The organism is Pseudomonas sp. BP11-1-1, assembly GCF_052112105.1.
GTDB lineage: Bacteria > Pseudomonadota > Gammaproteobacteria > Pseudomonadales > Pseudomonadaceae > Aquipseudomonas > Aquipseudomonas alvandae.
The window spans coordinates 571,439-597,393 of the sequence record NZ_JAUTYU010000001.1; the positions used below are offsets into that span (position 1 = coordinate 571,439).

Annotated in this window: 27 protein-coding genes; 12 read left to right on the forward strand and 15 right to left on the reverse strand. The window is 59.9% G+C overall.

Features of this window, described 5'->3' with window-relative positions:
• Positions 1 to 4 precede the first annotated feature (4 nt).
• Complete coding sequence (locus Q7C33_RS02445; protein ID WP_407682782.1) at positions 5 to 739, reverse strand: OmpA family protein; 735 nt, start codon at positions 737 to 739, stop codon at positions 5 to 7.
• A 153-nt stretch (positions 740 to 892) separates the two neighbouring features.
• A complete protein-coding gene (locus Q7C33_RS02450) occupies positions 893 to 2,068 on the reverse strand; it encodes an aspartate aminotransferase family protein (protein ID WP_407682783.1) in 1,176 nt (391 codons plus the stop codon).
• A 98-nt stretch (positions 2,069 to 2,166) separates the two neighbouring features.
• Here Q7C33_RS02450 and Q7C33_RS02455 point away from each other — a divergent pair, with 98 nt between their 5' ends.
• The 4 genes from Q7C33_RS02455 (at position 2,167) to Q7C33_RS02470 (ending at position 5,973) form a co-directional block, all read left to right on the forward strand.
• Positions 2,167 to 3,069, forward strand: a complete 903-nt coding sequence (locus Q7C33_RS02455) for a LysR family transcriptional regulator (RefSeq protein WP_407682784.1) — start codon at positions 2,167 to 2,169, stop codon at positions 3,067 to 3,069.
• A gap of 244 nt (positions 3,070 to 3,313) precedes the next feature.
• On the forward strand, positions 3,314 to 4,327 hold the full coding sequence (locus Q7C33_RS02460; protein WP_030139931.1) for a sensor domain-containing diguanylate cyclase: 1,014 nt from the start codon (positions 3,314 to 3,316) through the stop codon (positions 4,325 to 4,327).
• Positions 4,328 to 4,403: 76 nt separating this feature from the next.
• Entirely contained in the window at positions 4,404 to 5,177 is a 774-nt protein-coding gene (locus Q7C33_RS02465) for a DUF72 domain-containing protein (RefSeq protein WP_407682785.1), read from the forward strand.
• 91 nt (positions 5,178 to 5,268) lie between these two features.
• A complete protein-coding gene (locus tag Q7C33_RS02470; RefSeq protein WP_258648937.1) occupies positions 5,269 to 5,973 on the forward strand; it encodes a hypothetical protein in 705 nt (234 codons plus the stop codon).
• A gap of 193 nt (positions 5,974 to 6,166) precedes the next feature.
• Here Q7C33_RS02470 and Q7C33_RS02475 read toward each other — a convergent pair whose 3' ends face one another.
• The 9 genes from Q7C33_RS02475 to hmpA form a co-directional block, all read right to left on the reverse strand.
• The gene (locus Q7C33_RS02475) at positions 6,167 to 6,481 is read right to left on the reverse strand and encodes a helix-turn-helix domain-containing protein (protein WP_030139928.1); all 315 of its coding nucleotides are present in this window, start codon (positions 6,479 to 6,481) and stop codon (positions 6,167 to 6,169) included.
• Complete coding sequence (locus tag Q7C33_RS02480; protein ID WP_407682786.1) at positions 6,478 to 6,822, reverse strand: toxin; 345 nt, start codon at positions 6,820 to 6,822, stop codon at positions 6,478 to 6,480. The genes Q7C33_RS02475 and Q7C33_RS02480 overlap by 4 nt, the downstream gene beginning before the upstream one ends.
• Before the next feature lie 139 nt (positions 6,823 to 6,961).
• On the reverse strand, positions 6,962 to 7,849 hold the full coding sequence (cyoE, locus tag Q7C33_RS02485; RefSeq protein WP_334596854.1) for a heme o synthase: 888 nt from the start codon (positions 7,847 to 7,849) through the stop codon (positions 6,962 to 6,964).
• 11 nt (positions 7,850 to 7,860) lie between these two features.
• Positions 7,861 to 8,196: a cytochrome o ubiquinol oxidase subunit IV gene (cyoD, locus tag Q7C33_RS02490; RefSeq protein ID WP_186705092.1), complete on the reverse strand. Its 336-nt coding sequence runs from the start codon at positions 8,194 to 8,196 to the stop codon at positions 7,861 to 7,863.
• On the reverse strand, positions 8,197 to 8,823 hold the full coding sequence (locus tag Q7C33_RS02495) for a cytochrome o ubiquinol oxidase subunit III (RefSeq protein ID WP_407682787.1): 627 nt from the start codon (positions 8,821 to 8,823) through the stop codon (positions 8,197 to 8,199).
• Positions 8,824 to 8,826: 3 nt separating this feature from the next.
• Positions 8,827 to 10,857, reverse strand: coding sequence for a cytochrome o ubiquinol oxidase subunit I (cyoB, locus tag Q7C33_RS02500; RefSeq protein WP_407682788.1), 2,031 nt, complete (start codon positions 10,855 to 10,857; stop codon positions 8,827 to 8,829).
• Between the two features lie 3 nt (positions 10,858 to 10,860).
• Positions 10,861 to 11,808, reverse strand: coding sequence for a ubiquinol oxidase subunit II (cyoA, locus tag Q7C33_RS02505; protein ID WP_407682789.1), 948 nt, complete (start codon positions 11,806 to 11,808; stop codon positions 10,861 to 10,863).
• Positions 11,809 to 12,592: 784 nt separating this feature from the next.
• Positions 12,593 to 13,102: a disulfide bond formation protein B gene (locus tag Q7C33_RS02510; protein WP_030139920.1), complete on the reverse strand. Its 510-nt coding sequence runs from the start codon at positions 13,100 to 13,102 to the stop codon at positions 12,593 to 12,595.
• 305 nt (positions 13,103 to 13,407) lie between these two features.
• Complete coding sequence (hmpA, locus tag Q7C33_RS02515) at positions 13,408 to 14,589, reverse strand: NO-inducible flavohemoprotein (RefSeq protein ID WP_407682790.1); 1,182 nt, start codon at positions 14,587 to 14,589, stop codon at positions 13,408 to 13,410.
• A 150-nt stretch (positions 14,590 to 14,739) separates the two neighbouring features.
• Between hmpA and norR the strand changes: the two genes are divergently transcribed.
• From norR to Q7C33_RS02540, 5 genes are all read left to right on the forward strand, one after another.
• Positions 14,740 to 16,293, forward strand: a complete 1,554-nt coding sequence (gene norR / locus Q7C33_RS02520; protein ID WP_198796629.1) for a nitric oxide reductase transcriptional regulator NorR — start codon at positions 14,740 to 14,742, stop codon at positions 16,291 to 16,293.
• Positions 16,294 to 16,428: 135 nt separating this feature from the next.
• A complete protein-coding gene (locus Q7C33_RS02525) occupies positions 16,429 to 17,331 on the forward strand; it encodes a chemotaxis protein CheV (protein WP_030139917.1) in 903 nt (300 codons plus the stop codon).
• A 132-nt stretch (positions 17,332 to 17,463) separates the two neighbouring features.
• Entirely contained in the window at positions 17,464 to 17,790 is a 327-nt protein-coding gene (locus Q7C33_RS02530; protein WP_030139916.1) for a hypothetical protein, read from the forward strand.
• Between the two features lie 80 nt (positions 17,791 to 17,870).
• Complete coding sequence (locus Q7C33_RS02535) at positions 17,871 to 18,620, forward strand: YkgJ family cysteine cluster protein (RefSeq protein ID WP_198796630.1); 750 nt, start codon at positions 17,871 to 17,873, stop codon at positions 18,618 to 18,620.
• 201 nt (positions 18,621 to 18,821) lie between these two features.
• Positions 18,822 to 19,793 (forward strand): 2-hydroxyacid dehydrogenase, encoded by a 972-nt coding sequence (locus Q7C33_RS02540; RefSeq protein ID WP_407682791.1) that lies wholly within the window; start codon positions 18,822 to 18,824, stop codon positions 19,791 to 19,793.
• A 170-nt stretch (positions 19,794 to 19,963) separates the two neighbouring features.
• On the opposite strand, the gene Q7C33_RS02545 is transcribed toward Q7C33_RS02540, so the two are convergent.
• Complete coding sequence (locus Q7C33_RS02545) at positions 19,964 to 20,866, reverse strand: DMT family transporter (protein WP_407682792.1); 903 nt, start codon at positions 20,864 to 20,866, stop codon at positions 19,964 to 19,966.
• Between the two features lie 136 nt (positions 20,867 to 21,002).
• Here Q7C33_RS02545 and Q7C33_RS02550 point away from each other — a divergent pair, with 136 nt between their 5' ends.
• The gene (locus tag Q7C33_RS02550) at positions 21,003 to 21,878 is read left to right on the forward strand and encodes a helix-turn-helix domain-containing protein (RefSeq protein ID WP_198796631.1); all 876 of its coding nucleotides are present in this window, start codon (positions 21,003 to 21,005) and stop codon (positions 21,876 to 21,878) included.
• A gap of 61 nt (positions 21,879 to 21,939) precedes the next feature.
• Here the strand turns inward: Q7C33_RS02550 and Q7C33_RS02555 are convergent, their stop codons facing one another.
• Positions 21,940 to 22,350 carry an HPF/RaiA family ribosome-associated protein gene (locus Q7C33_RS02555; RefSeq protein WP_030139911.1) on the reverse strand — a complete coding sequence of 137 codons (411 nt, stop codon included), beginning with the start codon at positions 22,348 to 22,350 and terminating at the stop codon, positions 21,940 to 21,942.
• Between the two features lie 520 nt (positions 22,351 to 22,870).
• Here Q7C33_RS02555 and Q7C33_RS02560 point away from each other — a divergent pair.
• Positions 22,871 to 23,188: a DUF3509 domain-containing protein gene (locus Q7C33_RS02560; RefSeq protein WP_030139910.1), complete on the forward strand. Its 318-nt coding sequence runs from the start codon at positions 22,871 to 22,873 to the stop codon at positions 23,186 to 23,188.
• Here Q7C33_RS02560 and Q7C33_RS02565 read toward each other — a convergent pair.
• Positions 23,185 to 23,685, reverse strand: coding sequence for a phosphate-starvation-inducible protein PsiE (locus tag Q7C33_RS02565; RefSeq protein ID WP_030139909.1), 501 nt, complete (start codon positions 23,683 to 23,685; stop codon positions 23,185 to 23,187). The genes Q7C33_RS02560 and Q7C33_RS02565 overlap by 4 nt on opposite strands.
• 288 nt (positions 23,686 to 23,973) lie before the next feature.
• Here Q7C33_RS02565 and Q7C33_RS02570 point away from each other — a divergent pair, with 288 nt between their 5' ends.
• Positions 23,974 to 24,234 (forward strand): YebG family protein, encoded by a 261-nt coding sequence (locus Q7C33_RS02570; protein ID WP_003205410.1) that lies wholly within the window; start codon positions 23,974 to 23,976, stop codon positions 24,232 to 24,234.
• 69 nt (positions 24,235 to 24,303) lie between these two features.
• On the opposite strand, the gene Q7C33_RS02575 is transcribed toward Q7C33_RS02570, so the two are convergent.
• On the reverse strand, positions 24,304 to 25,695 hold the full coding sequence (locus tag Q7C33_RS02575; protein ID WP_030139908.1) for an aminotransferase-like domain-containing protein: 1,392 nt from the start codon (positions 25,693 to 25,695) through the stop codon (positions 24,304 to 24,306).
• Positions 25,696 to 25,955: the final 260 nt, after the last annotated feature.

A 25,955-nucleotide genomic window follows, 5' to 3' on the forward strand; every position in this document is an offset into this window, starting at 1 on the left:
GCGATCAAGGATACTGCTGGTAAGTCTGGCCCTGCTGCGGCGGCGCCTGGTACTGCTGACCCGGAATAGCCTTGAGGTTGACCTCGACCCGACGGTTCTGCGCGCGGCCATTGACGTCGGCGTTGCTCGCCACCGGGTTGTCCGGGCCGGCGCCACGGGCCGACAGGTTGGCACCGCTCACGCCTTGGGACGTCAGGTAGGTCGCCACGCTCTGGGCGCGTCGCTGGGACAGGTCCATGTTGTGCTGGCGGCCGCCGGTGCTGTCGGTGTAGCCGACGATTTCGATCTGGTTCTGGTTGAACTCCTTGAGGGAGTTGGCCAGGTTGTTCAGCGGCTGGTAGAAGCTGGACGCGATGTTCGCCGAGTCGGTGGCGAAGGTGATGTTGCCCGGCATGATCAGCTTGATCTGGTCGCCCTGGCGCTGCACTTCAACGCCAGTGTTGGCCATGCTCGCGCGCAGTTTCTTTTCCTGCTGGTCGGCGTAGTAGCCATAGCCTGCCGCCGAGGCGCCGACCACAGCGGCGCCGATCAACGCGCCCTTGCCGCGGTTATCGTGACCGATGGCCGCACCGGCCAACGCCCCCGCCAGCGCACCGAGGCCGCCGTACTTGGCGGTTTTGCTCATGCCCGAAGATTCGGTAGAGGCCTGGCCCTGGTTGTCATAGGGGTTGGGCGACGCACAGCCGGACAACAGGGCCACGGCGGTAGCGACAACGATCAAGCGACGCGAGGTGAACATGGAGGTGCTCCTGGGATTTTCAGTCTGGTTGCCAAAGTGTAGGCAATCGACTCTGGCTGGCGTTGGAACGCGACAATCGTTAAAAATTCCGTCCCGCTGCGCTGCGCTTCGCCCTGACTGGAAAACACCGCTCTTCGCCCGATCGAAGACGTTTCACGCCTGCGCCAAACTGCGGCTCACGCCCCTGGCGATCATCTCCACTTCCCGCCCGTCAATCGTCAGCGGCGGCAACAGCCGGATGGTCTTGCCCCGGGTCACGTTGATCAACAAGCCATGGTCCCGGGCAGCGCAAAGGGCCAGGTCGCGCACCGGTTGCTTGAGCTCGATGCCGATCATCAACCCTTGGCCGCGAATCTGGAGCACGTTCGGGTTATCCGCCAACTCAGCCCGCAACCGGCTGAGCAATTGCTCGCCTTGGCGCCTGGCGTTTTCCACCAGGCCTTGCTCCTCGATGATGTCCAGCACCGTGCAGCCGACGCGACAGGCCAGCGGATTGCCGCCAAACGTACTGCCATGGCTGCCGGGGGTGAACAGCTCGGCGGCCTTGCCCCGGGCCAGGCAGGCACCGATGGGTACACCATTGCCCAAGCCTTTGGCGAGGGTCATGACGTCCGGCACGATGCCCTCGTGCTGGAACGCGAACCACTGGCCGGTGCGGCCAATACCGGTCTGGATCTCGTCCAGCATCAACAACCAGGCACGCCGGCTGCACAGGTCCCGCAGCGCCCGCAGGTAACCCGGCGGCGCGACTTGCACGCCACTTTCCCCTTGGATCGGCTCCACCAGAATCGCGACGATACGCTCGCCATGGGCCTGCTGGATTTTTTCCAGCGCGGCGAGATCGCCAAATGGCACTTTGATGAAATCCCCGGGGAGCCGATTGAACCCCAGCCGTACCGATGGGCCGTCGCTGGCAGACATCGTGCCCAGGGTGCGCCCATGGAAGGCGTTGTCCATGACCACGACCAGCGGCTGCTCGACGCCTTTGTGCCAGCCATGCAGACGCGCCAGTTTCAGCGCGGTTTCGTTGGCCTCGGCTCCGGAGTTGTTGAAAAACGCCCGGTCCATCCCCGAAAGCTGCGTGAGCTTGCCGGCCAACCGTTGTTGCCAATCGATGCTGTACAGGTTGGAGGTGTGCAGCAACAGGCCGGCCTGTTCACTGATGGCGGCCACCAGCCGGGGATGAGAATGCCCGACGTTGGTTACCGCCACGCCTGCCACCGCGTCGAGGTACTCGCGACCGTCCTGGTCCCAAAGGCGCGTACCCAACCCATGGGTGAAACTCAGCGGCAGGGGTTGGTAAGTGGTCATCAGGCAGGCGGCGGTCATGACATCGAGCTCCATTGGATGGTTTTTTCCAGTATGGTTAGCCACCCTCAATGGATAAACATCGCTTTACTTCAATCATTTAAAAGCTGAGCTTGATAATGGACCTGTTCCAGGCAATGACCGTTTACGTGAAAGTCGTGGAAGCCGGCAGCCTGACGGCGGCGGCCCAGGCCTGCGAGATGTCCACCACCATGGTGGGTAATCACCTTCGCGCATTGGAGCAGCGCCTCGGCGTGCGCCTGATCAATCGTACGACGCGGCGCCAGCGCCTGACCGAGTTCGGCGCGACCTACTATCAACGCTGCCTGGAAGTCATCGGGCTGGTCGCCGACTCCGAGCGCCTGGCGGAGCAGACCCAGGGCGACCCCACCGGCACCTTGCGCATCACCGCGCCGCTGACCTTCGGCACGGAGCTCCTGGCGCCAGCCCTGGCCGAATTCAGCCAGCGCTACCCACAGGTCAAGCTCGACGTGGTCTTGACCAACCAGCGACTCGACCTGCTCGACCACGGTTTCGACGTCGCCGTCCGCCTGGGTCCTGTCGATCCCAAGCTGATCGCCCGCTCCCTGGTGGACTACACCTTGACCATTTGCGCGTCCCCGGCTTACCTGGCACGGCGAGGCACGCCACGACAACCCGATGACCTGCAACAGCACGACTGCCTGTCGTTTGCCTATTCTGCCGCTGACGAATGGCGCTTCGCCCAGGACCTATGGCCTATCAACGGGCCAGAAGGCGAAATCAAGGTGCCGGTGACCGGGCCGATGCTGATCAACAGCTCCTCGGGCCTGCATCGCGCCGCCCTGGCCGGCATGGGTGTGGTGATGCTGCCGGACGCGCTGGTGGCGCAGGACCTGAAGGACGGGCACTTGGTGGCGCTGCTGCAGGATTATCAGCTGCCCCATCGGCCAATGAGCCTGGCGTACGCCCAGGATCGCTACCGTTTGCCGAAGCTGCGCAGTTTTGTCGAGTTTGCGCTGGAGAAGTGGGGCAAACCCTGATGGCCGCGCTCGATAAGTGTTAGATAAACCCCGTGGCGAGGGAGCTTGCTCCCGCTGGGGCGCGAAGCGGCCCTGCTTTGGGGCTGCTACGCCCGAAGCGTCGGACCGGCCCAGCGGGAGCAAGCTCCCTCGCCACAGTTCAGGCGTTCACCCGAAGCGCTACCCCGCTAGTGCCCCTCCGTCCCATCGGCTACTCTTCACCCTCGGAGAGCATTTTGATATCAGGGCTGATAGGGGAACAACGATGGACGACGCCTCGAAGATCGATTTGCTGCGGTTCGATTTGTCCGATCTGGACGAAAGCGTGCTCCACACCATCATGGAACTGGTGAGCGACGGCATCTGGGACTGGAACGCCAATACCGGGTTCGTTTATCGCAACCCCGGCTGGTACACCATGCTCGGCTACACGCCCCATTCACTGAGCAACACCGTGTTGACCTGGGAGAGCGTAATCCATCCGGACGATTATCCTCAGGTGATGGCGCTGTTCGATGACTACCTGGAACAACGGTCGCCAAAATACCAGGCCGAATACCGCTGTCGCACACATGACGGTTCCTATATCTGGATCGAAGACCGCGGCTACGTCATCGCCCGCAACCCAGACGGCAGCGTGGCCCGCATGATCGGCGCCCATCGCAGCATCGACGACAAGAAGCGTCTGTTCGAGCAACTGGAACAGCGCAACAAATCCCTCGAGGCAGTCATCGAAGAACGCACCCGCGAACTGTCGCGGGTCAACCATCAATTGCAAATCCAGCTCGACGAAAACCGTCGACTCGCCGAAACCGACGCCTTGACCCTGGTCGCCAACCGCTATCGCCTGGAGCAAGCCCTGCCATTGGCCTGCGAACGCGCCCAGCGCTTTCGCGAACCGTTGTCCCTGATCGCCATGGATGTCGATGATTTCAAGGACATCAATGATCGCTACGGCCATGCGTTCGGTGATGCGGCGCTGGTGCAGGTGGTGCAGGCGGTCAAACGTTGCGAACGCGACGGCGACCTGCTGGTGCGCTGGGGCGGCGATGAATTCATCATGATCTTGCCAAACACATCCTTGGCCGACGCGGTCCTGATGGCTGAAACCATTCGCCGAGGCCTGTCCGACCTGCTGCCGGTGGGCGACTTCCAGATCACCATGAGCTTTGGCGTGGTGCAGCGCCTCGAAGAAGAAACGCAGGAGTTGCTGATGGATCGGGCGGACCAGGCGCTGTATCGCTCCAAGATGGCCGGCAAGAACGTTATCTGCGACTGACTTGGGTTTGCAAAAAAGGAACCCTTGAGGCGTTTGTTGCGGTCATAACATTGTCCCCGCAATCAGGTCTCTCACGTTGGCGACTCGACTCCCCCACGCTTCGAACCTTTTCCTGGGCTGCGCCGGCTGGTCGTTGCCCAGGGCGCAATGGCCATCCTTTCCCGATGAAGGCACCCATCTGCAGCGCTACAGCGCACGCTTCACAGCGGTGGAGATCAACAGCTCGTTCTATCGCTCGCACCGTCCCGCCACCTACGCAAAATGGGCAGATAGCGTGGCACCAGAATTTCGCTTCTCGGTGAAGGTCCCCAAGCAGATCACCCACGAACGACGCTTGCTCGATTGCGAGGGGCTTGTGGATGAATTCCTCGGGCAGTGCTCGCAACTGGGGGAGAAACTCGGCTGCCTGTTGATTCAATTGCCGCCGTCGCTGGCCTTTGACAACGCGCAGGCCGAGGCTTTTTTCAGAGCATTGCGTGATCGTTACCCAGGCGATGCGGTGCTCGAACCTCGACACCCGAGCTGGCTCGCACCACACGCCATGGCGATGTTGCAGGCCGAGCGCATCGGCCGGGTTGCCGCCGATCCGTCGCCGCTGCCGGGCGGCGATCAACCGGCGGGTTGGCCCGGCATTCGTTATTACCGTTTGCACGGCTCGCCGAAGATTTACTACACGCCCTACGACGACGTCCGACTCAAGCAAATCGCCCAAGCCTTGCAAGCCGCCCCGGACACACCGACCTGGTGCATCTTCGACAACACGGCCAGCGGCGCCGCGACGCCGGACGCGTTGCGGTTGATGGAGCTGTTGCGCGACTCAAATGCGTACCGGCGACCGGTCCGACCGTGACAACACCGCCCGCGTCCAATAGATTAGGCGACCGGAAAAAAGCTCAATGCCTTTCTCGCCTTATCCCGCTAACAGAAGTAGTGAAATTTCAATGTCCGATTCCAATACCGCTGAATCCGTAGTCACCCTGTCGTCCAAAGCGGAATACGAAAACTCCATCAATCTTTCACAGCATCTGCCCCAGGCCAAAACCATCAGCGAGATGGTCCTCGATGCGTTCCAGTCGAACCGCGAAAGCGACCAGATCCGCGAACTGCGTACCGCTATTCGCCAGGCCCACGATGCGTTCGATGACGACAAGGCCTACGAACTGATGGGTCAGCTCAAGCAACTGAAGGATGCCGAAGCCGCAGACTTTGCCGCCCTGGAAGACCTGAGCAGCCGTTTCCCCATCAGCCGCATACTTTCCAGCTACAAGGATGATGCAGACTTCCAGGAGCTGGTCTATGGCCTGGCCCTGAAAGTGCTGAACCAGACCCACCAGGCCATCAGCAACCCAAGCGGCAGCAAGGGCAAGGCCTCGCGGCCCAAGAAGGAAGCCGAGGTCTTTGTGATCAGCAAGGACGGCATCAGCGTCACCCTGCCCCTGCGCACACCCCGCTCCAAGCCGAACGTCGACCGCGAAGCCTTCGAATTCCTGGGTTTCAACTTCATAGGCGAAGGCGACGACGCCGAACTGGAAAGCGAAACCTTCCTGGACAACGACGGCACCGAACAACCGGTCACCCGCAAAAGCATCGTCACCGCGCTGCAACAGCAGAAAGCGTTCGACGGCTACAGCATCGCCCAGCAATAAAGCCCGGGTTGAGCCTTCCTTTGTGGGAGCGGGCTTGAACGCGAATGCGCGCGGTCAGTCAACTTCAACTTAACCGACCCACCGCTTTCGCGAGCAAGCCCGCTCCCACAGGAACATCGTCAGCCGAAATAACGCCCAAGAAAAAGCCCCGCACTTCTCTCGAAGGCGGGGCTTTTTCATGGCTTTCGGCGGTTCAAACAGCACCAAGCCGCTCGACCATATCCGGAAACTTCTCAACCAATTTGATCAACAAAGCCGCCTGGGCGTTAGGCTTGGACTTTTCCTGCTCCCAGTTCCTCAGGGTGCCCGGACTGGTCCTGATGCTCTTGGCGAAAACGGCTTGGGACATATGGAGCCTGTCGCGCAGGGCCACGATTTCCTGGGCCGACACCTCGGGAACCGGCTTGTCTTCAATCGAAATCTGGCGAAGGGTAATCTTGCCCTCGCGGTGAGCGGCCATCTCCTCGACGCCTTGCATCATCTCGGCAAACAGATCACGCTTTTTCATAAGGTACCTCGTACTTTCAACTCAGCTTCTATGGCGCGCTTGAGCGTCTTCTCTTGCTCGGAGGTCAGGTTTTCCAGTTCGTCCTTGTCATAAATCGCAAACATCCAGAACTGACGATCATGCCTCAACCAATAATAAATGACCCGCAACCCACCTCGCTTCCCTTTGCCACGACGCTCATCGAACCAACGCAACTTGCGGAAACCACCGGTACGTGGCATGACGTCACCGACCTCTGGATGCTGCTGCATATAGAACTGAAGCAGGCGATATTCATCATCGGTCAGGTAATGGCCAACCGTGGCAGTGAACGTAGTCGTTTCAAAAAATAAGGTTCGCACGGCAGAAACTATAGGCAAATCGCGTATAGATCAACAAGCAACAATCTATTGCGATGAATGACAGCGGCTAGCCGTGGCCCATATCAAAAAAAGCCCCGCGCTTCTCTCGAAGGCGGGGCTTTTTTTGCAGCTCTGGCGCTTAAGGCGCGTAAGTCAGCAACAACTCACTCGGCACCTTGAAATCCAGGGACATCATGACGCTCAGGGCGGTGATGGTGAAGATCGAGAACACGAACAGCTTGCGTGCCCAGACCCTGTCATCCACTGCCTTGTAGCCGGTCCAGGCCATGTACAGCCAGTACATGCCCATGGCGGCGGCGACGGCGAGGTAGCTCATGCCGGCGTAGCCGCTGAAGGTCAGCATCAAGGTCGCGACGAGGAACGCCAGGATGTACAGCAGGATGTGCTTCTTGGCCACTTGGATACCGCGCTTGACCGGCAGCACCGGAATAGAGGCTGCCAGGTAGTCGTTGAAGCGGAAGATCGCGATGGCATAGGAATGCGGCATCTGCCACAGGCTGAACATCACCAGCAGCGTCAGCGCCGCCATGTCGAAGCTGTTGCTGACCGCGACATAACCGATCACCGGCGGCATCGCTCCCGACAGGCTGCCCACCAGCGTGCCATGGACCGACTTGCGCTTGAGGTACAGGCTGTATAGGCCGACGTAGATGACAAAACCGATCACCGCGAACAACGCCGCCAACGGATTGGCCACCCAGTACAGCAGCGCCACGCCGGCGACGCCCAGCACCGTGGCGAAGGCCAGGGCCAGTTGCACCGGAATCAGGCCTTGGACCAGCGCCCGGTTCCTGGTGCGTTCCATCTTGATGTCGATGTCGCGGTCGATGCAGTTGTTGAACACGCAACCGGACGCCACCACCAGGGAAGTGCCGATCATCGCCGCCAGGAAGATGGCCAGATCGACATGCCCTTTCGAGGCCAGGAAAAACCCGCCCGCCACAGAAAGCACGTTACCGAAAATGATCCCCGGCTTGGTGATTTGGATAAAGTGCTTCAGTGACATCCGGACTTTCCTCAGTGCGCCATCATGTTGGTGTGGATGCTGAACATGATCCACAACGACAGGCCGACCAGCAGGACAATCACGATCGCGGCAAACACAAACGCGACCACGTTGTTACGTTGGGCAGCGGAGCGGTCCAGGTGCAGGAAGTACACCAGGTGCACCAGTACCTGGACCACGGCGAAGATCAGGATGATCCACAGGGTCAGGGTCTTGGGCAGCGACGGGTACATCACCAGGCCGAACGGAATGACGGTCAGGATCACCGACAGGATGAAACCGATGGCGTAGGACTTGACGCTGCCGTGGCCGGCGTCATGGCCATCATGGGAATGTGCGTTAGCCATTTACAGGGTCCCCATCAGATAAACAACGGTGAATACGCAGATCCACACCACGTCCAGGAAGTGCCAGAACAGGCTCAGGCAGCTCAGGCGCGTCTTGTTGGTGGCAGTCAGGCCGTTTTTCTGGACCTGGTACATCATGATCGCCATCCAGATCAGGCCGCTGGTCACGTGCAGGCCGTGGGTGCCGACCAGGGTGAAGAACCCGGACAGGAAACCGCTGCGGTTAGGACCGAAGCCTTCGGAGATCAACATGTGGAACTCGTTGATTTCCATGCCGATGAAGCCGGCACCGAACAGGAAGGTCATGGCCAGCCAGCCCAGCACCTGGTTCTTCTTGCCCTTGAACAGCGCGAGCATGGCGAAGCCGTAGGTGATCGAGCTGAACAACAGCAGCGCGGTTTCACCCAGCACATACGGCAGTTCGAAGATGTCGTGGCCCGACGGGCCACCGGCGACGTTGTTGACCAGCACCGCGTAGGCCGCGAAGATCGACGCGAACAGAATGCAGTCGGTCATCAGGTAGAGCCAGAAACCGAATACGGTCATCTCGCCCGAGTCGTGGTGATGGTCATCATGCCCATGGTCATGACCATGGGCGTGTCCAACATTGGTCACTAAGTTCGACATGGTTTAAGCCTGTTCCAACGAGGTTTCAACACGGGTGGCGGTGGCAGGGACTTTCCCGGCCGCGACCAGGCGCTTGTGCTGCTCGGCTTCGATGCGTTCGATGACATCCACCGGCACCATGTAGCCCTGATCGTCACGGGCGGCATGGATGGCGAAATACACCACAGTGCCGACCAGGCTGGCGATGGCCAGCCACCAGATGTGCCAGATCATCGCGAAACCGAACACGGTCAACAGTCCGCCCATGACCACACCGGTCGCGGTGTTGTTGGGCATGTGGATCGGCGAATACTTGGCCGGAGTCTGGTACGCGGTACCGTTTTCCTTGGCTTCGGTGAACGGGTCGATCACGTCCGCTTTCGGCAGCACGGCGAAGTTGTAGAACGGTGGTGGCGAAGAAGTCGACCATTCCAGGGTATGGGCATTCCACGGGTCACCGTGTTCGCACATGTTTTCCGGCTTCTTGCGGTCACGCACGCTGACGTAAAGCTGGATTAGCTGGCAGGCGATACCGACAGCGATCATCACCGCACCGAACATGGCGACGTACAGGTACGGCACCCACTCAGGGTTGGTGGTGGTGTTCAGGCGACGAGTCATGCCCATGAAGCCCAGTACATAGAGCGGCATGAACGCGACGAAGAAGCCGGTGATCCAGAACCAGAACGCTGCCTTGCCCCAGCCTTCGTGCAGCTTGAAGCCGAACGCTTTCGGGAAGTAGAAGGCGAAGCCGGCGATGTAGCCGAACACCGCGCCGCCAATGATCACGTTGTGGAAGTGCGCAATCACGAACAGGCTGTTGTGCAGCACGAAGTCCGCGCCCGGAATGGCCAGCAGTACGCCGGTCATGCCGCCGATGGCGAAGGTCACCATGAAGCCCAGGGTCCACATCACGTGGCTGGTGAAGCGCAGGCGCCCCTGGTAGATGGTGAACAGCCAGTTGAACAGTTTCACCCCGGTCGGGATCGAAATCAGCATCGTCGCCAGGCCGAAGAAGGCGTTGACGCTGGCCCCCGAGCCCATGGTGAAGAAGTGGTGCAGCCAGACCATGAAGCCCAGTACCGAGATCGCGCCGGAAGCGTAGATCATCGAGTGGTGGCCAAACAGTTTCTTGCCGGAGAACGTCGAGATGACTTCGGAGAAAATACCGAACGCCGGCAGGATCAGGATGTACACCTCAGGGTGACCCCAGGCCCAGAACAGGTTCACGTACATCATCGGATTTCCACCCAGTTCATTGGTGAAGATGTGGAAATCCATGTAACGGTCAAGCGTCAGCAGTGCCAGGGTAGCGGTGAGGATCGGGAACGAAGCGACGATCAGCACGTTGGCCCAGGTGCAGGTCCAGGTGAAGATCGGCATGTCCATCAGCTTCATGCCAGGGGTACGCATCTTCAGCACGGTGGCCAGGAAGTTGACCCCCGTCAGCGTTGTCCCCAACCCGGATAGCTGTAGCGCCCAGATGTAGTAATCCACCCCCACGCCCGGACTGTATTGCAGCCCCGACAACGGCGGATAGGCAACCCAACCGGTCTTGGCGAATTCGCCGACACCCAGGGACAGGTTGATCAGCACCACGCCAGACACCAGCAGCCAGAAGCTCAGGGAGTTCAGGAACGGGAAGGCAACGTCACGGGCACCGATCTGCAGCGGCACTGCAAGGTTCATCAGGCCGGTGAAGAATGGCATCGCCATGAAGATGATCATGATCACACCGTGGGCGGTGAAGATCTGGTCATAGTGTTCAGGCGGCAGGTAGCCAGGCGAACCCTCGGTGGCCATGGCCAGCTGGGTACGCATCATGATCGCGTCGGCAAAACCGCGCAGCAGCATGACCATGGCGACGATGATGTACATCACGCCGATCTTCTTGTGATCGACCGAGGTCAGCCACTCAGTCCACAGATAGGTCCACTTCTTGAAATAAGTGATACCGGCGAACAACGCCAGACCACCGAGCGCGATGATGGCGAGGGTCACCATGACAATCGGCTCGTGGAACGGGATCGCTTCCCAACTTAATTTACCAAACATCGTTTACTCCTCTGCCCCGGCAGCTGAATGCGAGCTCATGTCCATCCCTTCCATGTTGTGAGCCACTTCCTTCTCGCCCTTCTCGTGATGCATCGGCTTGCCCGGATTCATCCCTTCATACTTGTCGATGATGGTCTGGAACAGGTTCGGCGTTACCGACGAGTAGAGTTCGACTGGGTTGTTCTGGCTCGGCTTGGAAAGGGCTTCGTATTCAGCTTTTTCAAGCTGTTTAGGTGCCTTCTTGACTTCGTTTACCCAGGCGTCGAATTCTTCCTGGGTGGTGGCGGTCGCCTTGAACTTCATGCCGGTAAAGCCCGCGCCGCTGTAGTTGGCGGAGATACCTTCGAGTTCGGTGTTCTGGTTGGCGATCAGGTGCAGCTTGGTCTGCATGCCGGCCATCGCGTAGATCTGGCCGCCCAGGCCCGGGATGAAGAACGAGTTCATCACGGTGTCAGAGGTGACCTTGAAGTTGATCGGCGTGTGGGCCGGGAACACGATCTTGTTGACCGTGGCGATGCCTTGTTCCGGATAGATGAACAGCCACTTCCAGTCCATCGACACCACTTCGATGGTGATCGGCTTGACGTCGGAATCCAGTGGACGATACGGGTCCAGGGCGTGGGTCGACTTGTAGGTGACATAACCCAAGGCAATGATGATCAGCACCGGGATGGTCCATACCGCCACTTCGATCTTGGTCGAATGCGACCATTTCGGCGTGTAGGTGGCCTGGGTGTTGGACGCGCGGTATTTCCAGGCGAACAGAAACGTCATGACGATAACCGGCACAACGACCAGCAACATCAGCAGCGTGGCGGTGATGATCAGGTTTCGTTCATCCAGGCCGACCTGGCCCTTGGGATCGAGCAGGGTCATGTTGCAGCCTCCCAGCAGCAACGTGCCGAGCAGCGGCAACAAGCCTAGTAATCGGGGGTACCTGTTTTTACTCATCTCACGACCTCTAAAGCAGCTTGCGCAATGCAGTTGGGTTTTGATCGCCAACACTTCACCCTGCCAAGGGTTGGCATTTTCTTGGATTGAATAAGGGCTGCCCGTCGAACGTCAGCGGCTGTTCGACACATCCTGGGCCAGCAGTGAGTTCTTATTCGTTGGTCAAAGGCCTAGTTCAAGCCCAATTCCATTTGGTGCGGATAGTTGGAGGCACCGACACCTGGGGTCGCATGGGGCGCTGGCGCCCTTCGACCACTCTCGTGCTCAAGCCTGAGCCGGGTCGGAAATTCGGTGCGGGCGATTGTAGTGAGGTGACGCGCTGTAGACCATGTCTCATCCCGAAATAATTTTTATCCGAACCGGCAACAATCTGTTGTCAATATCGCAACGGGCCAGCATCTTATCGAAATTCATTCTCAACAAGAACCCCAAAAAACGTAAGGCTACTACGCCCGATTTAGACAGCTCCAGGTCGCATGACTGAGCCTTGATAGCTTTCGGGCGCCCGTTTTTCGGGGCCTGGGCGGTGAAGCGCTTCGCTGTTAAAAATGCCTGCCCGAGATCACCTCTACGTACTCTGCAAAGTGCCAGCAGGCTGTTTTTTTATTACAGATCCAGGCGTCAATTCGCGTCTTGAAAGGAGCCCGGACGCAACATGTGTGACAACGTGTCGCACATTGCCGCAGGCTATTCTTGCCTCGGATCAAGGCTGATCCTTACCGGGCCTGAAACGAAAAACGCCCCGGTTCCTGGTAAGGAAACCGGGGCGTCGTCCTGCGTTGCCTCAGCGAATGGCCTTGCGGTTGCGCGACACCAGCAATGGCACCAACACGACGGTCAGTACGAACGCCACCAGCGCCCATTGCGCCAGCGACAATCCGAGGATCGGCGGATACGGGGTGGAGCAGAAACCATCGACCTGGAAGCCCAGCGGGAAGATTTTCGCCAGCGGCAGGTCATCGACAATCGGCTGCAGCACATCGATACCGCAGCTGACCGCCGGGAAGAACTGGGTGTATACGTGATGCCCTGCCACTCCCGCGCCGGCCAAGGCGCAAAGCACAACCAGGCCTTCAAAAATCGTCAGGCTGCGGCGGCTGCGCATCGCCGCGCCGATGAAGGCGAAGATCGCGATCAGCAACAACGCATAGCGTTGCAGGATGCACAGTGGGCAGGGAGCCTCACCGAGGACCACCTGCATATAGAGCGCGCCGCCGATCAGCGCCAGGCAGATAAGCCCCAGCAGCACGAGATAGCGCCGCTCACGGCCCAGCCGCATCATTTCCTCATTCATTGCGTTTCCCTTAAGTGCATGGATCGACGCGCAGCCTTGCGGCACGTGGCGCGTTATCGGATGGCCGAAGTCTACACGCAGAAGATGAACGAGCGGCAGTCGGCAGTATCGAGGGAATAAACAGGAAGGGGGTTAAGCGCGGATTAATTTCAGCGAGAGGGCAGCGCCGGTCATGCCGGCGCTTTCGCGAGCAAGCTCGCTCCCACAGGGATTGGGGGTACGCCAACAGAATGGCCCCCGAAAAACTGTGGGAGCGAGCTTGCTCGCGATGAAGGCAACCCGGTCTCCCAGGTCGCCCGCAGCCTTTATTCCAACGCAGCCGCCGGCCCGAAGAACTCGTAGCGACTTTGCTCCGCCGGCACGCCCAACGCCTTGAGATGCCGCTTGATCGCCGCCATGAAACCCTTCGGCCCAAGGAAATAGGCGTCCAGGTCGCGTTGCTCCGGCAACCACTGCGCCAGTTGGTCCTGGCTCAACAGCCCGACCTTGTCAGCCGCAGGGCCTGTGCCGTCATGCTCGTCGTAGCAATAGAAGCGCTTGAGTTGCGGATGCCGGCTGGCCAGGTCGTCGATCCAGTCGCGGAAGGCGTGTACTTGCCCATTGCGCGCGCAATGGATGAAGTGCACGGGACGCTCGGTCTGCAACGCCGCCTGCAACATCGCGAGGGTCGGAGTGATGCCGACGCCGCCACTGATCAGCACCAGCGGTTTGTCGCTGTCGGTGAGGTAGAAATCCCCGGATGGCGGGAACAATTGGATACTGCTGCCGACCTGGAACTCGTCGTGCAGGTAATTGGATACCCGGCCACCCGCCTCGCGCTTCACGCTGATGCGGTACTGCCCGTTGTCCGCCAGGGCCGACAGCGAATAATTGCGGCGCACTTCTTCACCGTCCAGGACCAACTTCATGCCGATGTATTGGCCAGGCTCGGCCTGCAAGATCGGGCCATTGTCGGCCGGTTCAAAGTAGAACGAAGTGATTTCCGCGCTCTCCGGCACCTTCGCGGTGAGGATGAATGCCCGCTCACCGCGCCAGCCACCCGGCGCCGCGGCCTTCTGGTCATACAGGCCGGTCTCGGCGCCGATCAGGATATCGGCCAGTTGGTTATAAGCCGCGCCCCATGCCTCGATCACTTCTGGCGTGGCGATTTCTTCGCCCAGCACTTCAGCGATTGCCCGCAGCAGGCAGGCACCAACGATCGGGTAATGTTCAGGCTGGATTTGCAAGGCCACGTGCTTGTTGACGATTTTCGCCACCAGGTCACCCAATTGGTCGAGCTGATCGATATGGCGCGCATACATCAGCACGCCATTGGCCAGCGCCCGGGGTTGGTCGCCGCTGGCCTGGTGAGCCTGGTTGAACAGCGGGCGCACTTGGGGATATTCGGACAACATCATGCGGTAGAAATGAGTGATCAGCGCTTCACCACCGCTCTCGAGCAATGGGACAGTGGAACGGATGATGGCGCGTTGTTCTCGACTCAGCATAGGTAACTCCTCGCGTGGAACAGATAACGGATACCCATGCTTATCAGTTTTCATGCCATAAAATTTATCGTTTAATTTCAATAGGTTAATAAATAGATAGTCATAAAGACACCGCAACCTTTATAGTCGTTATGACCAACTGGAGTCATTATGACCGCAACTTCCTTGCTCACCTCACTGCTGCCCCTGGTGGCGGATCTGTCCCGCGAACTGCCGGAAGGCGAGCGTTATCGGCGCTTGCTCGGCGCCTTGCGCGCCCTGCTGCCGTGCGACGCCGCCGCGCTGCTGCGCCTGGACGGGGATTGCCTCGTGCCGTTGGCCGTGGATGGCTTGAGCACCGACACATTGGGACGGCGATTTCGTATCAACGAACACCCGCGTTTCGAGGCGTTGCTGGCCAATTCGCAGCCAACCCGCTTCGCCACCGACAGTGACCTGCCCGATCCCTACGACGGGCTGGTCGAAGGCCTGGACGAACATCTGGAAGTCCACGACTGCATGGGTTGCCCGCTGTTCGTCGATGAGCGGCCCTGGGGGTTGCTGACCCTTGATTCATTGGATCCGGAACGCTTCGAACCGATCGACCTGAGCGCCTTGCAAGCCTTCGCCAGCCTCGCCGCCGCCACTGTCAGCGCCGCCGAACGGATCGAGCGGTTGGCTCTGAGGGCCGAGGATGAGCATCACCGCGCCGAGGTCTATCGCCAGGCGAGCGGCCAGCAGCATCGCGACATGGTTGGCCAGAGCAAGGCCCACAAACGCCTGGTGGAAGAAATCAAGTTGGTGGGCGGCAGCGACCTGACGGTGCTGATCACCGGCGAAACCGGCGTCGGCAAGGAACTGGTCGCCCAGGCGATACACGCAGCCTCCAACCGCGCCGACCAACCGCTGATCAGCCTCAACTGCGCCGCCCTGCCGGACACCCTGGTGGAAAGCGAGCTGTTCGGTCATGTGCGCGGCGCTTTCACCGGAGCCATGAACGACCGGCGCGGCAAATTCGAACTGGCCGATGGCGGAACCTTGTTCCTCGATGAGGTGGGCGAGCTGTCCCTGACCGTCCAGGCCAAGTTGCTGCGGGTCTTGCAGAGCGGTCAGTTGCAACGCCTGGGCTCGGACAAGGAACACCGCGTCGACGTACGCCTGATCGCGGCGACCAATCGCGACCTCGCCGACGAAGTGCGCAATGGCCGTTATCGGGCCGACTTCTACCATCGCTTGAGCGTGTACCCGCTGCAGGTGCCCGCACTGCGTGATCGCGGGCGTGATGTGTTGCTGCTCGCCGGTTTTTTCCTGGAACAGAACCGGTCGCGCATGGGCCTCGGGAGCCTGCGCTTGACCAGCGATGCCCAGGCCGCGCTGCTGGCCTACGATTGGCCGGGCAATGTGCGCGAACTGGAACATCTGATTGGCCGCAGCGCGTTGAAAGCGCTGGGCCATTGCAAGGTACGGCCGAAAATCCTCAGTTTGAGCGCCGAAGACCTGGACCTGCCCCGCGCAGCCTCGGACAACGCACCCATTGCTATCGCTGCACCAGCGCAGCCGGAAATCATGACCGGCGACCTGCGCCAGGCCATGGAAAACTATCAAAGGCAAATCATCAGCGCTTGCCTGGAACGTCACCAGCACAACTGGGCCAGCGCCGCCCGCGAGCTGGGCCTGGACCGGGCGAACCTGGGGCGGATGGCGAAACGGCTGGGCCTGAAATAGTGGCTTGTGGCAGCGATCCATGCGATCGACAAGCTTTCGCCCTAAAGCCTGCCCCCTACAAGTCGATAACCCGTTATCAAAAGCTGTCTTGGCGATCTACATCGCTCGCCCCACCTTTTTACACAGAAGGTTTTTATGTCTTCCAACAAAGCCCGCGCAGATTCACTTTCGCTTCTGCTGTTTACCTTGCGCAGCGGCAAGCTGATGGCAATCAACCTGCTCAAAGTCAGTGAAATCATTCCCTGCCCGCCGCTGACCAAACTGCCGGAGTCGCACCCGCACGTCAAAGGCATCGCCACGCTGCGCGGAACGTCACTGTCGGTGATCGACCTGAGCCGCGCCATTGGCGAGCGCCCGCTGGAAGATCCCGATGGCGGCTGCCTGATCGTCACCGACGTCAGCCGTTCCAAACAAGGCCTGCATGTCCAGGCCGTGAGCAAAATCGTCCATTGCCTGACCACCGACATCAAGCCACCGCCCTACGGCTCCGGCGGCGTGCGTGCGTTCATCACCGGTGTGACCTCGGTGGACGGCACGCTGGTGCAAGTGCTTGATATCGAAAAAGTCATCCATGGCATCGCCCCGGCACAGATCGAGACGGCGCCCACCGAGCTGAGCATGGAAGACGCCGAAGTGCTCGGCAACGCGCGGATCCTGGTGGTCGATGACAGCCAGGTCGCCCTGCAACAATCGGTGCATACCCTGCGCAACCTGGGCCTGCAATGCCACACGGCCCGCAGCGCCAAGGAAGCCATCGATTGCCTGCTGGAACTGCAAGGCACCGCGCAGGAGATCAACCTGATCGTCTCCGATATCGAGATGTCGGAGATGGACGGCTATGCACTTACCCGTACGCTGCGCGAGACGCCGGATTTCGCCCATCTCTACGTATTGCTGCACACCTCGCTCGACAGCGCCATGAACAGCGAAAAAGCACGATTGGCCGGCGCCAACGGCGTGCTGACCAAGTTCTCTTCGCCCGAACTGACCAAGTGCCTGATCACGGCGGCCAAGGCCGTGGCTGAACAAGGCCGCTGAGTTCGCTGAAAATCGATCGCAGCTTTCTTTGGCTCCAGCGCAACGAAAGCCGCGATCCATTCTCGTCACCCGCCCTTCGCCCTCGCCTCAGGCATACTCTTGTCCTGGTTTCCCAGAACAAGGACTTTCCTGATGAAAACCCCAGCCCTGATTCTCTTCACCCTGATCGCCCTGTCGTCGCAGGCCCACGCCTCCAGCTCCGACGCCTGGGCCACCTATGACAAGAAAGTACTCGCCAGTTGCGTCAAGGCCAGTGGCTTGAAAAACGCCGAACCGGTCGGCACCGCCGCGCAATTCGATGACCGCGTCGGCTACACCGCGCTGCTGCTGCAAGGCCAATACCCGCAAAAGCACATGAAAGGCGCGACCGGTACCGAACTGTGCCTCTACCGCAAGAAAACCAAGACCGCCTTCGTTACCGAATGGGACTCGATCCGTCCCGCCGGCACGTCCCAGTGAATGGCGCATAACTTGCTTCGCACTGATCATTACGGCGTTTTTCTGACGCCGCTTCCAGCCTATTTGCCTGCGGTCGATTAATGAATACAACGTTCTCCTGCGTAGGGTGCGGCAAGTGCTGCTCCGGTCATCACGTTCCCCTGACGCTCGACGAAGCCAGGATGTGGGCGAGTGACGGCGGTCAAGTGATCGTCCTGATCGAGGCCTTCCTGCCCAATGGCCTCGGCCTGCCCGTGGCGCAGCGCGAACATGCCGAACGGCGCTCTGCGGTGGTCCGCAGCGGCACGAGCGAAGCCTTGGTGGCAATCACTTTTGCCGCCTACAACGCCGGCCCCTGCCACAACCTGGATGCCGACAACCTGTGCAGCATCTATGAGCGCAGGCCTTTGGTGTGCCGCATCTATCCGATGGAAATCAATCCGCACATCCCGCTCAATACCGCCGCCAAGGACTGTCCACCGGAGTCGTGGGAAACGGGGCCGCAGTTGATCGTCGGCGGCAAGTTGGTGGATCAGGAACTGGCAGGATTGATCGAGCGCTCACGTCAGGCTGACCGTGAAGAAATCGGCATCAAGGAACGAATCTGCGCCTCCTTGGGCATTCATACCACGGCCCTGAAGGGCGACGGATTCACGGCGTACCTGCCGAACATGGAGGCGTTTGCCGCGGCCATCGACCTGGCCCGTTCGCAGCCACTGCAGCCGCAAGCCAGCGAATGGCAGTTCCATTTGTCGGGGGATGACATTGCCAGCCAGGTCATGGCCAGTGGCGCGCGGGTGGTCACGGAGGCCCCCGTCAATTACGCCTTTATTTCCCTGCGCGCGGCATGAATCTCTGAGAATCCCTGTGGGAGCGAGCTTGCTCGCGATAGCGATTCATGTGCCAGTCTGTCGTCGCCTGATACACCGCTATCGCGAGCAAGCTCGCTCCCACAAGAGACTGGTGGCCCTGCGATTACGCCGCCCCCTCTCGCCTAACTGCCGCCAAGAATGTTAGCGTGCTTGGTATTCCTTGCAGATGAGCCTTGCACGATGAAAAAAACCGTACTTGCCTTCAGCCGTATCACGCCACCGATGATCGAACGCCTGCAGCAGGACTTCGACGTGATCGTGCCCAACCCGTCGAAGGGCGACATCAACGCGCAGTTCAACGAAGCCTTGCCCCACGTCCATGGACTGATCGGCGTCGGCCGCAAGCTTGGCCGCGAGCAGCTGCAGCACGCCACCAAGCTTGAGGTGGTATCCAGTGTGTCGGTGGGCTATGACAACTACGACCTGGCGTACTTCAATGAACGCGGGATCATGCTCACCAACACCCCCGACGTGCTCACCGAAAGCACTGCCGACCTGGCGTTCGCCCTGCTGATGAGCAGCGCCCGTCGCGTCGCTGAGCTGGACGCCTGGACCAAGGCCGGAGAGTGGCAGGCAACCGTCGGGCCACAGTTGTTCGGCAGCGATGTGCATGGCAAGACCCTGGGCATCGTCGGCATGGGCAATATCGGAGCGGCGATTGCCCGACGCGGCCGGCTGGGGTTCAACATGCCCATCCTGTACAGCGGCAACAGTCGCAAGACAGCGCTGGAAAACGAGTTGGACGCGCAATTTCGCGAACTGGACCAGTTGCTGGCCGAAGCGGATTTCGTCTGCCTCGTGGTGCCCCTCAGCGAGAAGACCCGCCACCTGATCGGCCAGCGCGAACTGGGCCTGATGAAACCGAGCGCGATCCTCGTCAATATTTCCCGCGGTCCGGTGGTGGACGAGCCAGCACTGATCGAAGCCCTGCAGACCCAGCGCATCCGTGGCGCCGGGCTGGACGTCTACGAGAAAGAGCCGCTGGCCGAGTCGCCACTGTTCCAGTTGAAAAACGCCGTGACCTTGCCACACATCGGCTCGGCGACCCACGAAACCCGGGAAGCCATGGCCAATCTTGCCGTGGAAAACTTGCGCAGCGCATTGACCGGCGAACGACCGAAGAACCTGGTCAACCCGCAAGTCTGGAAATAAAACACACTGTGGCGAGGGAGCTTGCTCCCGCTGGGCCGGTCCGACGCCTCGGGCGCAGCAGCCCCTTGCGGTTATCTGATACACCGTGGCGACAGATACACCTTGGGGTCGCTTCGCAACCCAGCGGGAGCAAGCTCCCTCGCCACGGGATTATCGCCAGCCGTCATGCCTCAACGAGCCCCCAGTGCGACTTTCGCCTCCACTGGTCGTGGCTTGCGAAACACCAGCACGTTACCCAGCATTACCAACACCAGCCCTGCCAGCGCTGGCGCCGTCCATTGATAGCCTTCCGCGAACGCCGAAACGTTTAACGCCACCACCGGAAACAATACCGTGCAATACGCTGCGCGCTCCGGACCCATGCGGCCGACCAGCGTCAGGTAGGCAGTGAACCCGATCACCGAGCCTGGGATCACCAGGTACAGCAGCGAGCCGACGTAGCGAACGTTCCATTCCATGTCGAACGGGATGCCCTGGAACAGACACCACACCGACAACATCGCCGCCCCGTATGCCATGCCCCAGGCGTTGGTGGTCAGCGGCTTGAGGCCGGCTTTCTGTTGCAGGCTCGACAACATGTTGCCCGCCGAGAAACACAACGTCCCCAGCAACGCCAACGCCAACCCGAGCAAGGTTTGCGGGCTTGCGCGGTGACCAGCCAGTTCCGGCCAGAACAATAGCGCCAGCCCGAACAGTCCCAAGGCGCCGCCCAGCAACACGTTACGGGCGATGCGCTGGCCGAAGAACACCCGGGCGTTCATGGCATTCCAGAGGGTCGCGGTGGAGAACACCACCGCAACCAATCCGCTGGGAATCCACTGGCTTGCGGTGAGGAAACACATGAAGTTGATGCAGAACAGGCAAAGGCCCTGGGCGAGGCAGATCAAGTGGCCGCGCCGGTTCATCACTTGTAGACGCCGGCTGAGCACCAGCATCGCGAACAGGATCAGCGCGGCAAGACCGAAGCGATAGACAATCGACACGGGAATCGCGACGACGCCCAACTGCAGCTTCAAGGCGATCCAGGTGGTGCCCCAGATGAGTACGGTCAGCAGGTACAACGAGAGGTTCATGAGGGTGACTCCTGGCAATGGCCTCCAGTGTCACGTCGATGCATGTCCGGCGCTTGCGTAAACTTGCGGTTTTTATGCGGGTCAGGCTGGCACGGGGCGGATGACGGAGTAGGATGCAAGCGTTGGAGAAACGATCATGGCCAGTCTGCAAACCCTGCAAGTCTTCCAAGCCCTCAACAGCTCGCCCAATGCTCGCCTTGAGCACAGCGCCGAGCTCGGTGACGGCATGGCGGCCGCTTTGTGGAGCAATCATCACGACGCCCGCGACTACGAAGCGCCGACCCACCATACGCTGTCGTGCTATATCGCCGGCGGCACCGGTACGTTTCGCCGCGAGCGGCCTGATACCACCGGCGCGCCCGACAAACTCTGCGTCCTGCCGGCAGAGCATGAATCAGCATGGGTCATCAACGGCGACATCCGCCTGGCCCACCTGTATTTCAGCCCGGAGCAGTTTGCCGTTGGCTGTGTCACGCTACTCGACCGCGAACCCAGGCAAGTGCAGTTGCACGAAGCGACGTTTCTTGACGACCCGCAACAGGCGCAGCGCTTTCGCCAGTTGATCAACCTGAATTGGGACGAGCCCGCCGAGCGCCTGCTCACCACCAGCCTCGCCCATGACATGCTCAGCCACTTGCTGCTCAGCCAGGTCAGCCCACGCCAGGACCTTCGTCTCAAGGGCGGGCTCGCTCCTCACCAGCGGCGCATGCTGGTGGAGTACATCGACGCTCAACTGGCCGAGGCCATCAGTCTGGGACAACTGGCTGCGTTGTGCGCGCTCTCCGAATACCACTTTGCCCGGATGTTCCGTGAAAGCTTCGGATTGCCACCCCATCAGTATGTGCTGGCAAGACGCCTGTCCCAGGCGCGGCAGCTATTGCGCAGCACTTCGCAACCGCTGGGCGATGTAGCGCTGGCCTGTGGATTTGCCAGCGCCAGCCACTTCACCCACCGATTTCGCCAGGCCCTGGGCGCGACGCCTGGAGAGTATCGCCAGGCGTTCCTGCGCTAAACGCAAACGGGCCTGCATTAGCAGGCCCGTTTTCAGTCAGACTTAAGTTGGGACGGGGCGATCAACCGTTGAGCGCGGCCCGTTCGTTTTCCAGGAATTCTTCTTCCAGCATGGCATCGGCCAGCGCAATCGACTCGGTCGGCCCGTTGGTGGCAGCGCGCTTGCCGCGCAGTTTGCCGAACAGATGCTCCAACTTGTGTTCCAGTTTGCTGGCCGCGCCTTCGATGGCAAGCTCCAGCGATTCCGCCTTGTGCGTCACCGAAATTGGCTGGTGGCCTTTTGGCCGCGCCTCGAGCTGGCAACGCAAGTCATGGGGACCGGGCTTGTCGCCGTTCTCATCCCCCAAATGGACCTCGACCCGTGTCAGGTCTTCTTCGTAACGTTCGAGCGTGCTTTCAATGGTAGTACGTACCCACTCCTCCAGTCGGATGCTGCTTTGAATATGGTTATCGCTATTGACTTGGATTTGCATAGTTCATCCCTTATTTCGGCTAGCTCGCCAGGGGCCAATCGACGTTAGCGCAACGGCCCCTTGAGTACAGAGTCGGGCTGGCGGAAGAACAATTCAAGCCCTGGAAAAAGATAAATATTGATTTGCAAATAAAGCCGGACAACGGGCAAAAGCGCTGTTAATGTCGGGAGTTGCCTCACCCCACCCAAGCCCCTCCAAACACCTTCCCTTCTTGCACCGTCAGCGAACATCAACCGCTTCCTGCCCCGAAACGGGCTGCATGGAAAGCCGCATTCCAGAGCATTCGCTCGTCAGGCGCCGTGATCATTGTCCGACAGTTTTTCCGGCATGGCCCTTGCTAACTCCTCTATAGGAGCCTGCAGAAGCTACCGAACGCGGCGAGACGGCGATTCCTTGAGGCTGACGCCCTCCGCAACCTTTGGATGGACACGATCATGGAATGGCCGGTGGTCCGGTATTGCGAACTAATCCCGATCATGGCCGGTCAACAACTGCACGTTCAATCAGGCGGTGACGCATCATGGACAACCCTTTTCAGATCATTACGGACGCCTTCGCGCCGCAGTATCAAATCAACCTGAGCATTCAGGGCCTGGACGGAAGCATCATGCTGACCCTTTCCAAGGGCGGGCGCATCGTCGCCAAGCGCATGATCAGCGCCCAGCAACGCAACGATCCGGAACGGCTCAAACGCCTGGTGCAGAGCATCCAGTTCGGGATTGCCATCGAACAGGGCCACAGCGCCGTGGCCATCCTCGAAGCCATGACCGGCGGTGACAACATCAAGGTGCCGCCACCCCAAGCCCAAGGCCCGGCACCTTCTGCCGCCGGCCTCTAGATTTCGCCCTTCTCCACTTCGGTATGTTCACTGGAACCCGCACCGATCTTGCGGTGCGGATGTTCGATCTTCACCGAAGGGAACTGCGACGAGGCGTAGCGCACCACCAGGATCGCGAACGCCAATAGCAAGATGCCGCCGCACAGGTAGATGATCCCCAGATCAGGCGGGCTGTGGTGGGAGACGTTGGAAATCAGCAGCCGCGTCAGCGCCGTGATCGCCACGTAGATCAAAAACCGTACAGGCATGTGGTTGGTCTTGAAATAGATCCCGACCATCGCACCCAATTCGAGGTAGATGAACAGCAGCAGGATGTCATCGATCTTGATGTGTCCCGTTTCGATCATCTGCAGGAATTCCATTACCGCAGCCCATGCGGTCACCGCACCAATGGCGAACAGCGCCAGGTAGTGAAACGTCTCGACGAACAGGTTGCCCAGCGATTCGGCCAGTTGATGCACGTTCTGGCGCAGGTTCTCGGCCCAGTTGATTTTCACGATGTAGTTTCCTTAGGTCGACTCGACCGGATGATGCGGGTTGGACGTGACGGTTGTTCTGCATGCAGAAAAAAGGCCAGTGTCCTGGATGAGATGGCGATGGGCTGGTATTCGACACGTGTCACACGAAACGGCGGCGTCGCGAACAGGCACGGCTTACGCGACAAGACTCGAAACCGCCTACATTAAAAAGCCACTATCCAAAGGGAAGGGATTCGCTTATTCTTTCGCCTGTATATAAATACAGTAGTCGCACGATAACCAATGTGAAGGCATGTGAGGTGGTGAATGGCCGTCGAAGTGGTATACCGCAGCAGCCGAGATCTGGAGCGCTTGTTCATGGATAAAGCCGAAGCTGACCGTCATGACAAAATGCTGGAGCTCGCCGAATTGCTGGCCGAGGTGTTGCAAAAAGCCGTTCCATCGCTGAGCGAGCAACAGGTGGAAGAAGCCGGGATCTACATGGCGAAGAATCGCGATGTGTTCGCCAAGGCATTCAAGAGCCAGCCGGACGCCCTGTCCGAGTTGCTCAACCCGTCGGACGAATGACCAAAAGATCGCAGCCTTCGGCAGCACCTACACCGCGTAGGAGCTGCCGAAGGCTGCGATCTTTTTTTATCAATAGAAACGACGCGGGTCCGAATCGATCAGGCTGGCGAGCTTGGTCAGGGCGAAACGCAATTCGTCCTGGCTGGTGGGGGACATCAGCACCAGGCGCACGCACCGGCTGGCGGTGCCTGAACGTTCAGCCTGGAACTGGCTGCCGCTGAGTACCAATACGCCGTTGGCCCGGGCGAGCATGGTGAATTCATCGCTGGTCCATGGCTCGGGCAACGTCAACCAGACGTGATACGAGTAAGGCTGGGCCTTGAGCTCGAACCTGGCGAAGACTTCCTGGGCAATCGCTTGCCGTGCAGCCGCTTCGTTGCGCTGGATGCGAACCAGCTTCTTGTCCAGGCCCTCGGTGATTACGTTGCTGGCCAACTGCGCGGTCAACGGCGAGGGCATCCAGACACTGCTGCGCACCATTGAGGTCAGGCGCGACAGCAGTTTCGGCGGGCTATGGAGATAACCGATGCGAAGCGCCGGCATGATCGACTTGGACAGGCTGGTCAGGTACACCGAACGGTCCGGTGCAAAGGCGGCCAACGGCTTGGTCGAGGGATCGGTCGCGAGAAAACCGTAGATATCATCGTCCAGGATGATGAAATCGAACTCTTCGGCAAGCGCCGCAATCTGGGCCCGGCGTTGTTGCGACATGATTGCCGCCGTGGGGTTCTGGCACGTCGCCACGCAAATCAGCATGGCCGGTTTTTCCCGCAGGCACAGCTCGCGCAACGCCTCGGGAATGATGCCTTCGTCATCCATCGGCACGCCGCGCAGGCGACGTTCCAGGCCATGGGCAAGGGAAATGATGCCGGGATAGCAAAGCGCTTCGCACAGCACCAGGTCGCCAGCACGGGTCAAGGCGCTCATCGCTACCATCAAGCCATGCTGGGCACCCGACGTGATGACCACCTGTTGCCATTGAGCGTCGGGCAATGAATGGCGAAGCCATTGCGCCCCTGCCTCACGATGGGCCGGATGCCCACCGTCGGGGGCGTAATCCAGGGCGCGAGCGAAATCGGTGCTCCTGGCCATGCCCACCAGCGCACCGCGCAACCAATAATCCAACGTCTCGCTGTAGGGTTTGATGATCGACAGATCAAGTAATTCAGGCTGGCCAAGGTTGAGCGCCACGGCACTGTTGCTCGTCGGCAGTTCAAGTAACTGGCGGTTGAGCACATAAGTGCCGCGTCCCACTTCCCCGCGCACCAAATGACGCCGATGGGCTTCGCTGTATGCCCGGCTGATGGTGCCCGGCGTGACATCCAACGCACTGGCCAGCTCCCGCAGCGTCGGCAGCCGATCACCTTCATTCAACACTCCACTGTCGATATCGCGCGCCAGTGCATCGGCGATCGACAGGTACATCGGCTGGCTGGTGTCGCTTAGCTGGGGAACCCACATGAATGACGAATGCCCATCGTAGAAATGATCAGTGGCCGAGCATAGCACAAGGCGCCGTGCGGCTCATTCCGGCAAGCGGCGCAAATTGAGTTGATTGAATCGATTCACTGCTTTGCCAGAATGCCGAAGCACGAAAAGCCGTATAGCCAGATGCAATCGCCTACACAGCGATAAAACGTAGCGCCGTGAAAATATTTCAATGATTAATCACCGCGCCTATTGAATCGATTCAATCCGTTCAAATACACTCACGAAAATCG